Here is a 13812-nt window from a genome sequence, read left to right on the forward strand (position 1 = left end):
GACAAGGGTGAGGGAGTAGACAAGAGAGAGGGGGTAGACAAGGGAGAGGGGGTAGAAATATTGCTTCCTTGTCCCCCTTGTCACCCTTGTCACCCTTGTCCCCCTTGTCCCCCTGCCCCGGTTGGTGAGCGAAGTCGAACCACTACCCTCCTTACTTCCGCCGAATCAGTTTAGCGATCGCAATTGCTAAGTCAAGGGGATCAACGGGTTTGGGGATATGTCGTTGAAAACCTGCGGCTATTGCTTGTTTATAGTCGATTTCACCAGCATAGGCTGTGAGGGCGATCGCGGGAATTTGCCCGCATTTATCTTGGGGTAATTGCCTAACTTGCCGTAGCAACATATACCCGTCCATAATCGGCATTCCAATATCGCTAAGTAAAATATCTGGCTCTAACTGCACTAGGGCTTCTAATGCGGCGGCGGCGGATGCAACTGCTGTCACTTCTGCCCCATACTGTTCTAAGGCAAAGCTGAAAAACTCCAAGACATCAGATTGATCATCAACAAACAAAATTCGCACTCCCGCCAATAATGAATCTTGGGTTGCCAAGTCCATCTGTGCAGTTTCAGGATTCAATTCGGTGGCATCAGCACTTTTATGCAGAGGTAGTCGCACGGTAAAAGTTGCCCCTTGTCCTTCACCGGGACTTTCTGCCCAGACTATACCACCGTGGAGTTCTACTAAATGGCGGACAATTGCCAGTCCTAATCCCAATCCACCAAAGACTCTGGTGGTTTTGCCATCGGCTTGGCGGAAGTATTCAAAGACGTAGGGTAAAAATTCTGGAGTGATGCCCTTACCGTTATCAACGACTTGAATTTGCGCCTCCATCCCGACTTGTTCTAAGCGCACTTCTACCTGTCCGGCTGATGGTGTAAATTTTACGGCATTGGATACCAAATTCCAGACAATTTGTTGCAAGCGATCGCCATCACCCATCACTTCAACGTTCTGCTGGGGCAGAGAGGTTTGCAGTTGAATTGATTTGGCTTCGGCGGCTAAACGCACTGTTTCTAGGGCGGCGGTAATGGTGCTGTTTAAATCTACAGTGCGGATATGCAGACTTAACTTACCGCGCAAAATCCGCGACACATCTAATAAATCTTCAATCAGTTGGGCTTGTAACTTGGCGTTGCGTTCAATGGTTTCCAAAGCCCTCAATATTGTGGTTTCGTCGTTTTTGCGGGTGCGGAGTAATTTTGCCCAGCCTAAAATCGGGTTGAGGGGAGTTCGCAGTTCATGGGAAAGCACCGCCAGAAATTCATCTTTGATGCGGTTGGCGGTTTCGGCTTCGGAACGGGCAAGGCGTTCGGCTTCGTAGAGTTGGGCGCGGGCGATCGCTTGACCACATTGCTGCCCCAATGTCAACATAAATCCTTGATCAGCTTCGGAAAAAATTTGGGTAGTGGCAAAACTCCATCCTAATGCCCCAATTACTTGTTTTTCTACAATTAAGGGAACACAAGCAAAGGCAGAATTTCCTGTCACCGATGGTAAATCGGCTAAGTGGGGATAATTAGCGGCTAAGGCGGCTGGACTTTCGAGAAAAATTGCTTTGCCTGTTCGCACGGTTTCCGCTAAAGGGACAGCTGCTGTTACCGGAAAAGTTTTCCAAGCATCCAGTACTGATTCTGGATAGCCAGTGGCTTGCACAACTTTCAAATAACTGCCATGTTCTACTAACAAACTCACAGAACCCGCACTCGCACCTAACGCCGCAATTCCCTGATTCACCAGCACATCAGCCACTTGTTGCGGGGTGATAGCTTCGGAAAGGGCGGCGGTAATTCTTTGTAAACGCACAGTGCGACTAACGGCTAATTCGGCTGCTTGTTTTGCCTGCTGGGTTTTTTGGTAAAGTCTGGCGTTATCAATCGCCGTCGCCGCACGATGGGCTAAATCTTCTGCTAATGCCAAATCTGCGGAATTATAAGCACAACTAGATTTACCTCTTGCTAAAGAAATTATGCCCAATATTTCCCCGCGCAAATGTAGGGGAATAATGATTAAAGAACTTGTACCCAGGCTTTGGAGTAACTGTAGATGTTCTGCGTCTTCAGCAAGTTGGGGAAGAATTTGGGATGGAAATTCGGGATAAAAGACTGATGCGCCGCGTAATAAGGTTTCTCGAAACGGACTGTTGTCTTCGTATTTGGGGGGATAACGTCGGCGCAGTTCTGAGAGGATTTCTTGTTTAGCCGGAAGCGTCGCCACCATTGCGATTTGTTGAATCGTATAATCTTCCCCCAGCACATGGACAACACACCAATCAGCTAAGGTAGGCACTACCAAATTAGCCACATTATGGAGAGTGACTTGATAATCTAGGGAGGCGGCTAGTAAGCTACTGGCTTCGACTAAAAAGTTTTGCGCGAGTTCGGCTTGTTTGCGTTCGCTGATATCTTCGATAATGCCGACTGCATACTTGGCTTGTCCATGAATATCCCAAACAGCCGAAGAAGTCAGATTTACCCAAACCGGGGAACCATCTTTGCGAATGTAGCGTTTTTCTAAAGAGTAACCATTAATTTCCTTTGCTAAAACTCTCCCAGCCTGGGCTAAATCATCGGCTAAGTCGTCAGGGTGGGTGATATTTTGAAAGTTCATCTGCATTAATTCGGCTTGGCTATAGCCAGTAATCTCACACAATGCCGGATTTACTTGCAAAAATTGACCATTCAACCCTACCAAAGCAATACCGACTGCGGCTTGGTTGAACATAGCGCGGAATCTCGATTCACTTTCACGCAAAGCAATTTCCGCAACTTTGGTGGCTGTGACATCCGAGAAAATAATTCCAATCCCCACAGTTTCATTTAAAGCATTGCGGACTGGATAATAATTACCCAACCAATAGCTGTATATTCCTGGTTTGCCTGGTACTTCCCCGCTAATTTCCACATTCAGCAGGGGTTCGCCAGTTTCTAACACCTGTTGTAATTGCGCTTCAAATTGCGTTGCCATCCTGGGGAACATCTCGCTAAATTTCCGCCCCAGATGGGCTTCTACAGGGAAACCGTTAATGTCAGCTAAAACTTGATTAATTCTGATATAGCGTAGTTCTTGATCTAAAAAGCAAACTGCCACAGGTGCGCCTGCTAACAGTGCATCTAACAGTGCTAGAGATTCGGCATAATTAATTAACGCTTGATGATTATCTCGATAAAGTTGGGCATTTTCCACTGCTAAGGCAGCGCGATAAGCTACATCTGTGGCTAAATTTAAATCAGTTTCATCGTAACAACGATTTGATTGCGCGATCGCAAAGGTAATACAACCCAAAACTCGCTTGTGGGCGATTAATGGCACCACCATTGCCGACTTCGCCCCTAGCTGACGGATAATTTCTAAATGTTCGGCGTTTTGCGTTGAGGCAACTAACATTGCATCAGTGACTTGAGCGATTAATTCTGGTTTGCCTGTTTGCAGTACTCTAGCGATCGGATGTATACCTGACAAATTCGGCACATATTCTTGGAGTTGTTGCGCTAACTCCGCCTGAGCAGGATCGGCATAAGCCACAGGTAAACGCCGCAGTGAACCATCATCCGTCAAAATCTCTACACTACACCAGTCAGCTAATTGTGGCACAGAGATTTTGGCAATTTGCTGTAAAGTTTCCTCATAATCTAAAGAAGTAGACAGTAAACTACTGATTTCCGCAATGTAGCGTAGTTGCTCTTCCGCCTGCTTACGTTCTGTAATATCAATAACAAAAAAAGCGCCTCTGTCTGAAGTTCCCTCAAAATGACTGCTACCAATTAACACTGGTAAGCGAGTCCCATCTTTGCGGATATATTCTTTTTCATAAGGAGTGGAAAAGGAACTGTTTTGAAGTTGTATGAGTGCTTGTTCATCAAGATAAAGATACTCAGCAGGTGTCAAATTTCGCCAGTCCAATTCTCCACTAAATAAATCTTCGCGGCTGTAACCCAACATCTTCAGCAAGGCATCATTAGCATCTGTAATTTTGCCATCTTGTTCCCAAAAGCCAATTCCAATCATATTAGACTCAACCACACTGCGAAACTTAGCTTCGCTGTCTCGCAATGCTTGTTCAGCTTGTTTGATTGGTGTAATTTCAACACCAGTAACTCCCACACCCAGCAACTTTCCATCGGGTAAGCTAACAGGATAGTAGCTAACTAAACTTTGGCGATATACCCCAGGCGGATGAGTTTCGCCGCTAACTTCTTGGTTCAGTAATGGTTGGCGCGTTTGAATTACTTGCTGAAACACTGGTTCTAATCGCCCCGCCCATTCCGGTAAGATTTCTTGTAGAGTACGACCAATATGTTGACTTAGAGGTATACCGTTGATAGCTGCTAAAGCTTCATTAGCATACACATAGCGTAATTCAGTATCAAGAAATGCCAATGCTACGGGGGAACTAGTTAACCAAGTATTCAGTAAAGCTAAAGATTCTTCTTTTTGTTGGAGGGCTTGCTGGAGTGTGCTTTGTAACTTGGCTTTTTCTAGTTCTGTTTGCTTGCGTTCTGTAATATTTACGCCCACACAAGTCACACCACCTTCGCCACCGGTGAGGGGTTCCACTAGCAAGTCATAATAAATCACTTCTTCCCCAAGACTCAGACAAACTTCCTCACGGGTGGAAATACCTTGTTCTACCGCCTGACGTTTAATTTTCATCAATTGTTGTGCTATTGCCGTGGGGAAAAGTTCATAATCAGTTCTGCCTAACACGGCTGCAACTGTATCTATACCCTGTAGATTATGAACCCATTGATAACGAAAATCGCGGTCTTGCTGAAACACGACAATATCTGAATTACTCAAGGCGACGCGAAATCGTTCTTCACTAATTTTTAGTTTCTGGAGATTAATTTCTGCTTTACGTTTCGCGTGCCTTAATTCTTCAGACAGAAAACTAAATAGTAATCCTTGTAACGCAAATAACAGTATTTTTACACCATTAGGTAAACTTAACCCGACTGTGTAATGTTGGGAAAGAAAAAAGTAATCGCTTAATATTGCTGACAAGAAGGTTGCTAACAGTCCTGATTTCAAACCACCATACCAAGCACTCACCATTACAGCACTAAAAAATAGTAGGAATGGTGTTCCCTTCATGTCTAATATGGGGTCAAGCAAGAGCATAATTACTAGTGCTGTGGCGACAACTACCACCACAAAGCCATAACGTAGTAAATGCGAATAATGAATGTAGGGCATGAAAACAATTGCAAACAACCAAAACTTGTGGCGGGGGGCTATACATACCCTAAGCTAGTTTGCAATTTTTCGACATTTATCTGGAGATAGATCATTTTTTTAGCAAAAAAATGTCTTTCGATAGTAGTCAATTTTCCCAAAATATTGTATGTATTTTTCAATAAAATTTAATAGGATAATACTTTCTTTACATTGATTTAGTAAATTTAAACAAATTCATTATTCTCAATTTATCTTAAAGGATAGCGGTCTTAAATTATTGATAAACAGTAGGCTTGCTATAAAATGTAAAATCTTGCTTGAGCAAAAGTCAAATTGTCACTAATTTTTGATTAGCTAATTCCAGATGATTCCTATTGTGAGATATTTGTTCCCATTGCTGATGACTAAATTTAAACAGGGAGCATCCCACTTTTTTGTATGTCATTGCGAACGTAACGAAGTGAAGTGAAGCAATCGCAAAGTCTCGCACTAAGAACAAAACCATGCGATTGCTTCGTCGTCCCTCCTCGCAATGACTTTTATTCTTTAGTTGCTAAATAAAAACTGGGATGCACCCATTCAAACATCAAACCAAATCCCTATTTTTCAAGCCTGCGACTAATGCTTCTATATGCTGTGTTTGATGGGTAGCCATAACAGAAATTCTAATGCGACTGGTTGGGACTGTGGGTGGACGAATTGCGGGGGCAAAAATACCTGCATCTTTGAGGTGCTTACCAACCCGGAGTGCATCAGTGGGGCTGGGTAATTGAAAACAAAGTATAGGTGATTCTGTTGGTAATAACTTCAGTTGGGGTAATTGCTGCTGCATTAGATTTTTGAGGTAATCGACATTACGCCACAATTGCATTCGCGGTTGGGGTTCTTGTTGGATAATATGAATTGCGGCTAAGGCTGCGGCGGTATCGGCGGGGGAAAGTCCTGTGGTGTAAATCCAAGTCGGGGCGCGATTGCGTAAAAAATCAATTAAGTGAGCATTGCCAGCAACATAACCACCTAAACTACCTAAAGCTTTGCTTAAAGTGCCAATTTGAATTAACTGCTTACCAGTACAGCCAAAAAATTCCACACACCCCGCGCCAGTTTGACCTATTACCCCAGTCGCGTGGGCTTCATCAACTAGCAGCATACAGTTAAATTCTTCCGCGATCGCTAACAATGTTGGCAAGGGACATAAATCCCCATCCATACTAAAGACGCTATCGGTAATAATTAAACAACGACGGTAGTTTTGCCGTTGTTGGCTGAGTTGAGTTTTTAAAGCCACAACATCACAATGGGGATATTCTGTGATGGTTGCCCCACTGAGAATGGCACCATTTTTCAGGCTGGAATGATTGTACTGGTCAGAAAGAATTAAATCGCGTTTCCCAACAACAGCTGCGATCGCTCCCAAGTTTGCCAGATATCCTGAACTAAAGACAATTGCATCTTCAGTTTGTTTGAGAGATGCGATCGCTTTTTCTAAATCTCGGTGTAATTGCCGATGCCCACTGAGTAATCGAGAACCTGTACTACCAGTCCCAAATTCTCTGGTGGCGGCTGTAGCAGCAGCAATTAACCTTTCATCCCCAGCCAAACCCAAATAATCATTACTGGCAAAATTAATTACCTCTCGCCCCGCCAACACCACCGTTGCACCAGGGCGATCGCTTAAAGCTTGTACTGCACGATACCAGTCCGCCCGATGGATTGTTGCTAACGATTCTTCTATCCAAGCATAAGGGTCTGGTGTCATAAGGGAATTTTAATTACAAAGATATATTATCACTGTGTAGGTGGGGGGCGAGGGGACAAGAGAGACACGGGGGACACGGGAGACAAGGAAGCAATCTTTCTACCTTGTCTACCCCCTCTACCTTGTCTCCCCCCTCTCAGCACTCAGCACGCTTAATTACAATGCTTCCGGTGGGGCAATATCTGAACCGACACTAATTCCCGCAGCACTTGACTTAATACCTGGTTTCGCATTGGGTTCAGGATTTTTATTTGTCTGAGAAACAGGCGAAGACGAACTAGCATCAGGATTAACAGTGGTGTCAATTTTTCCCGGTTGAGACATGACAGATAAACCTCCCACTGTCCCAGCTACCAGGGCTGTATAGCCTAAATATAAATGTATCGGTCTTAGTTCTAACCCCATACTAGGGGAATTATGTTTAGACTGAGACCAAGAAGGTAGAACGGATGGAACAGTATTAACCATTGGTAAAGAGTTAGCCAAACTTGTACCGTTGAGTCCCAAAGCATTACCCATCACCCGGATAAATCCTCTAACTAAAATATCCTCTGGTAATGATTCTAAGTCGCCGTTTTCGACTGCTTCCATTTGATGAGTTGGTAAGTGAGTGAAGATACTCAAATCTCTCAAACAAAAACCTCTAGCTTCACGGGCTTGGCGTAATTGTTGACCAATTTGACTCATGATTGCTAAACGTTGGGCGGCTAATTGTTGCTGGGCTAGTTCAACATTTGCTTTTTTTTGATTCGGTTGCAGCCAGTTCATGAGTTTTGGTATGGGATGTTTTTTAGCTGAATTTTCAGGATTTTGGGTAACGGCTTTACTGGTATCTTCTGTTACTAAAGATGTTGATAATACATCTGTATTTGTTGGTTGCTGATTTAGATGATTGCTAGGAATACTATTAGCAACATTACTAGATTTTTCTGGTTCTGTGTTTGTTTGTTGATTGCTATCTGCGACTTTTGCGTGATGGGCAAAGTTCTGGAATGCCAAACCGATAGCTTCCCTACCGATAGCTTTAAATAAATTTTTGGCTTCTTCGGAAGAACCAAGTAATGTTTGTAGTTTAGCCAAGGCTTGACGATAAACTTGACTGCGATGAAGTTGAGTCTCAATTTCACCTAGTAGCGATCGCAGTTCTGCTTGCGAAATCTCAATGGTAGGATTTCCCAGAATTTTAAATAAATATGCAGGTGCCATAGTCATAATACAAATTACTCCCCATACCGCAAGAAGTCTATTTGTATAAATTCTCCGGCGGTTTAAATATGACATCAGGATATTTATCTATAAAACCGTATATTTTTGGTTATTTTAGGTATGTTAAGCAAAGGGGCTAAAGGCAAGATTAAGAACCAAGTAATATTACGGTGAGAGATATTTATCAAGTTAATAGAACTTACGTAAAAAACGAAAAATTAAGGTTTTAGATTAGGGTGTAAGTACTCAAAACCCTTTCACCCATACACCCAATCTCCACAGACAATCTTTGTACGTAAGTCTTGACTAATTCCGCACCTTTTGAACAAATGACTCTACCCATTGCAGATATTTACCACCAGAAACTACAGCTGTATTGTTATGGTCAGCATTGGGAACCAAAATTAGCTGTTTGGGTTCAGGGGCAGCATCATAAAGTTTTTGGCTCATGTAAGCAGGTACAGTGGAATCAGCAGTGCCGTGAATAAATAAAACTGGCATTTGCAACTGTGGCACTTTTTTGATTGAGTCAAAACGCTGTGTCAAAATTAAATCGATGGGAAAGACGGAAAACCATTTGCGAGTAGAGATGATTTCGCGCATGGATGAAAAAGAGCTTTCTACAATTAATCCAGCCGCTTCGGGGTGTTTCACTGCCAAATCAATAGCGATCGCACCACCCAAAGAATGACCATAAATAAAAATTTGCTGGGGGGGAATTTGCTGTTGCTGCGTCAGATATTGCCACGCGGTAGCAGCATCTTGATAGACTCTCATTTCATTGGGAAACTCGCCTTGACTGCGACCATATCCCCGATAATCAATCAGCAACACGGAAAATCCCAGTTGATGAAATCGCTGGCTATGCGCTATATTTGCGCCAATATTCAGGCCATTCCCGTGCAGATATAACAACACCTTGGCATTGGGCTGCTTGGCTGGAATCCACCAAGCATGGATTTTTTCGACCTTTCCCAAGCTAGTTTTTACAGGTATCCAGACTTCTTGATAAGGCAAATTGAACAAGTCTGGTGTCTTTTCAATCACAGTGGAGGGAAAAAAGATGAACCTGGGTTGCTGGAAAAACAGAAATAGACTGATGCTACAGTAGGCGATCGCAGTCACGATTCCAAAAGCAAGTAACGACTTAAACTTAAATAAAAATAACAATTGCTGCTTGCGTATTTTCATACGGGTAATTTTATGCTTTAAAAATTACTTGTATAGCAGTTTTCGTTGTTTTCGTATAGAGTATAGAGTCAAAAACAATTTGGGATTCTTGAAGAAGAATTCAGCAGTCAGAATTCAGGAGCCGGAAATTTAGTAATTCTTCCGTTAAATAGTAAACATAAGTTAATTGTAGGAGAAGGTCGTGAGCCTCTTAGAAGACGTTCAAAAAGAACAGTTGCAAGAAATAAGTAAAACTTTAAAACAAGTCAGACAGGAAAAATCTATTCAACTAGAGCAGGTAGCAATTAAAACCAATATTCGCCTTGCTTGCTTAAAGGCTTTAGATACAGGCAAATTCGATGAACTACCCGAACCTGTATATATTCAAGGCTTTATCCGTCGTTATGCAGATGTGATCGGCTTAGATGGTGCTTCCTTAGCTAAAACTTTTTCCACTGAAGTTCATCCTTCCGTAGTTGAGAAAAACTCTGGTCACAAAGCAGCCTCGAAACGTAAATTTTCTTTACCACTATTCATTCCTTACACCGTTTTATTATTAGTGGCGGCTGGTGGGCTTATGTATGTACTTAATCCCCAATTTTCTGCCGAATCTTTCGTTAAAAAACTTAACTTAGGAACATCTAAAAAAACAACAGCAGCCTTATCTCAATCTGCACCCTTACCTAAAACAGAATCTTTACCGTCAACTAATCAAGCACCAGCCGAAAATCCCCCAACTCCCCTAGCGGTGATTGCACCCTCCAAAGATAATTTGAGTCAGGCTGTCGCCGTTACCTTAGAACTTCAAGGTAAATCTTGGTTACAAGTGAACGTAGACGGTAAAACTGAATTTGTCGGTAACTTAAACAAAGGACAACGCAAAACCTGGACAGCTAAAAAACAGTTGACTGTACGTTCTGGAAATGCAGGTGTTGTCTTGGTTTCTGTCAACAATCAACCAGCAAAACCCTTGGGAACTTCCGGGAAAATCAAGGAAGTCACATTCACTCCCCAAGTCAACAGTCAACAGCCCAAAGTCAACGCTCAATAGTTTTAAGGGTTTGGGAGAGGGTGTAAGGGCAAAATTAAGTCAAAAGTCAAAAGTTAAAAGTCAAAAATTATTTTACTCAGGACTTACGCACCAAGATTGTCTGTGGAGGTTGGGTTTAGGGGTGAAAGGGTATGGGGTGTAAGAGTTTTAGATACATACACCCCTATACCCATACACCCTTGACATTTCGTCTTACTGCGTAAGTCCTATGACTTTTGAATTTCCCCTAGAGTTTTAGGTGTTCAAAACCCTCACACCCCTTCTTCACATACAGCCTTAGTTAGCACTACAATACTGGCTTGCGTAGATGCCAATTAGTTGCTTGCTCATAAGCGTAAGCTATTTGCAGAATTTGGTCTTCTCTTAAGACATTGCCAATGATTTGCAAGCCGATGGGTAAACCTTGGTCATCAAAACCACAAGGTACGCTAATCCCTGGTAAGCCAGCGAGATTGACGGGAATGGTCATCAGGTCATTTAAGTACATACTCAAAGGATCTGTGGTTTTTTCGCCGGCTTTAAATGCTGTGGTGGGAGCAGTGGGAGTAACTAACACATCAACTTGCTTAAAGGCGTTTTCAAAGTCTTGTTTAATCAGGGTGCGGACTTTTTGGGCTTTGAGATAGTAAGCATCATAATACCCAGCCGATAGGGCGTAAGTGCCAATCATAATTCGGCGTTTAACTTCGGTGCCAAAGCCACTAGCACGGGTACTCTTGTACATTGACAGTAAATTATCTGCATCGGGTGTGCGTAAGCCGTATTTCACGCCGTCGTAACGGGCGAGGTTGGCTGATGCTTCCGATGGGGCGATGATGTAATAACTCGGTAAACCGTAGCGGAAACGAGGACAAGAAATTGTATGAATTTCAGCGCCTAACATTTGTAATTGGTCGATGGCTTTGGTAACAGCCGTCTCCACCACCGAGTCTAAGCCTTCACCAAAGGTTTCTGTAATTATCCCAATTCGCAGCTTTTTTCTAGCTCTGAGGTCTGGTTTGAGGGAAGCTGCGTAGTCGGGAATGTCTACTTTCAGGCTGGTGGAATCTTTGGGGTCGTAGCCTGCGATCGCTCGCAGCAAAATTGCGGTATCTTCTACAGAGCGTCCAAAAGGGCCTATTTGATCCAAAGATGAAGCGTAAGCCACCAAACCGTAGCGTGAAACAAGTCCGTAGGTTGGTTTCAAACCGACGACACCACAAAAAGAAGCGGGTTGGCGAATTGAACCACCAGTATCAGAACCCAGGGAAACCACACATTCATCCCCAGCAACGGCGGCGGCTGAACCCCCAGATGAACCACCAGGAACCCGCGTTACATCCCACGGGTTAGCTGTAACTTGGTAGGCAGAATTTTCTGTCGAACTACCCATTGCAAATTCATCTAAATTGGTTTTGCCCACCGTGACAGCCCCAGCATCTAGCAATTTTTGTGTCACTGTAGACTCATAGGGTGGCACAAAATTTTCCAATATCCGGGAACCGCAGGTAGTGGGGATTCCTTTGGTACACATATTATCTTTGATGCCAATGGGAATCCCTGCTAACAAGCCAATTTCTTCACCCGCAGCAATTTTGGCATCTACAGCACGAGCTTGCTCTAACGCCTGTTGTGCTGTTACATGCAAGAAACTGTGTAATTTCGGCTCTAAAGCTTGAATTTTGTCCAAAGCTTCTTGGGTAATTTCAACGGCGGAACGTTCTTTTTTAACTAGCTGTTCGTGCAACTCGCGTATGGATGCCATGACTGCTCTCTTGGTAACTCAAATCATTGATTTTAGTACATATTGCGGGTAAGTATGTCATCCTTCCCCAAAACAGCAACTATATACTTGATAACTGGATGTTTGCAAATTATAAAACTTAGACTATTAACTTAGCTATAAATTTCAGTTATTGTCGTGTAAGAGGAGATGAGTAGCAGTTAGGGAAGTAAACTTTTAAGTCTGTTGATGACTCATTAAAGTAATAATATTCGCTTTTATTAAGTTGGCGGCGGGGAAAAGAAAGATGGTTAAAATAATTACTCGTAAATCGGTTGGTCTGTCAAATGTCTATGACATTGGGGTAGAACAAGACCATAATTTTGTCATTAAAAATAATTTCATCGCTTCTAATTGCTTTAATAAATCCCACTCTACTGCTTATGGATATGTCACTTATCAAACAGCATATTTAAAAGCGAATTATCCATTAGAATATATGGCAGCACTGTTAACGGCTAACAGTGGTGACACAGACAAGGTACAGAAATATATTTCGACTTGTTTGAGTATGAATATTCAAATCGAACCGCCGGATATTAACCGTTCTGGTATAGATTTTACACCAGTGGGCGACAAGATTTTATTTGGTTTTTCTGCTGTTCGGAATGTGGGACAGAATGCGATCGCTTGTATTTTAGAAGCGCGGGAAGACCAAGGGGCGTTTAAATCATTATCTGACTTTTGCGATCGCGTTGACTTGCGTGCAGTTAACCGCCGTACTTTAGAATCACTGATTTATTGCGGTGCTTTTGACAAAATTGAACCAAATCGCCACCAATTAATCAAAGACCTCGAACTTGTTTATGATTGGGCGCAATCTCGCGCTAAAGATAGAGCAACTGGTCAAGGTAACTTATTTGACTTATTAGGCGGTGGATTTGCTTCTGCATCTACTACCAAAACTACCAATAATGTCTTTGATTCTGTACCCAAAGCCCAACCTGTCCCAGATTTTCCGCCGCAGAAAAAGTTGCAGATGGAAAAAGAATTGTTGGGATTTTATGTCTCAGATCATCCACTCAAATCAATTAAACATTCATCATCGATTTTAGCGCCAATTAATTTATCACAACTCGGTGAGCAGAAAGAAGACACATTACTTTGTGCAGTTGTGATGTTAAATAATGTCAAAAAAGTCATGACCAAAAAAGGCGACCCGATGGCAATTTTGCAGATAGAAGATTTAACTGCTCAATTAGAAGCTGTTGTCTTTCCTAAAACTTATGAACGGGTGAGCCTTGCCCTAGAAGTTGATGCCCGATTAATTATTTGGGGTAAAGTCGATAGACGTGATGAACAAGTACAATTAATTGTGGAAGATGTCGAACCAGTGGAAACAGTGCAACTGGTGATGGTAGAACTTACTCCCCAACAAGCGATCACAATTGAAGAACGCGATCGCCTACGTACAATTTTAAAAGAAATATCAGGTGACAGAGAAAAAGCCAAAGTCCCTGTCATTGGCATTGTACAAGCTGGTAGTTCTCGGCAACTTGTCCGGTTTGGCAGACAATTTTGGGTGCAAGATTCTCGCTCGACTGTTCTCGCACTACAAAATGCCAGATTTCTCGCTCATGTAAAACAATTAACTAGTAGTTGATCAGAAATATATGAAACTTGGGTAAGAAAAATTACTTGTTTTTTAAAACTGAAACTACTTGATATGTTAAATATGCCTTCGT

At 42.7% G+C, this 13812-nt stretch carries 7 protein-coding genes; 2 read left to right on the plus strand and 5 right to left on the minus strand.

All coding sequences use genetic code 11. The features are described 5' to 3' along the window. Positions 1–151 precede the first annotated feature (151 nt). From H6G28_RS16700 to H6G28_RS16715, 4 genes are all read right to left on the minus strand, one after another. Entirely contained in the window at positions 152–5197 is a 5046-nt protein-coding gene (locus H6G28_RS16700) for a PAS domain S-box protein (protein ID WP_190672410.1), read from the minus strand. Positions 5198–5765: 568 nt separating this feature from the next. Then, positions 5766–6938: an 8-amino-7-oxononanoate synthase gene (gene bioF / locus H6G28_RS16705; RefSeq protein ID WP_190672413.1), complete on the minus strand. Its 1173-nt coding sequence runs from the start codon at positions 6936–6938 to the stop codon at positions 5766–5768. Positions 6939–7094: 156 nt separating this feature from the next. Next, complete coding sequence (locus tag H6G28_RS16710; protein ID WP_190672416.1) at positions 7095–8150, minus strand: helix-turn-helix domain-containing protein; 1056 nt, start codon at positions 8148–8150, stop codon at positions 7095–7097. Between the two features lie 300 nt (positions 8151–8450). Next, a complete protein-coding gene (locus H6G28_RS16715) occupies positions 8451–9335 on the minus strand; it encodes an alpha/beta hydrolase (protein WP_190672419.1) in 885 nt (294 codons plus the stop codon). Positions 9336–9516: 181 nt separating this feature from the next. Here H6G28_RS16715 and H6G28_RS16720 point away from each other — a divergent pair, with 181 nt between their 5' ends. Then, a complete protein-coding gene (locus H6G28_RS16720) occupies positions 9517–10365 on the plus strand; it encodes a helix-turn-helix domain-containing protein (protein WP_190672422.1) in 849 nt (282 codons plus the stop codon). A gap of 286 nt (positions 10366–10651) precedes the next feature. Here H6G28_RS16720 and gatA read toward each other — a convergent pair whose 3' ends face one another. Further along, positions 10652–12109 (minus strand): Asp-tRNA(Asn)/Glu-tRNA(Gln) amidotransferase subunit GatA, encoded by a 1458-nt coding sequence (gene gatA / locus H6G28_RS16725; protein ID WP_190592226.1) that lies wholly within the window; start codon positions 12107–12109, stop codon positions 10652–10654. 265 nt (positions 12110–12374) lie between these two features. Here gatA and H6G28_RS16730 point away from each other — a divergent pair, with 265 nt between their 5' ends. Beyond that, on the plus strand, positions 12375–13730 hold the full coding sequence (locus H6G28_RS16730) for a helix-hairpin-helix domain-containing protein (RefSeq protein ID WP_190672424.1): 1356 nt from the start codon (positions 12375–12377) through the stop codon (positions 13728–13730). Positions 13731–13812: the final 82 nt, after the last annotated feature.

This window comes from Nostoc sp. FACHB-190, assembly GCF_014696905.1.
In the GTDB taxonomy this organism is placed as follows: Bacteria; Cyanobacteriota; Cyanobacteriia; order Cyanobacteriales; family Nostocaceae; genus Nostoc_B.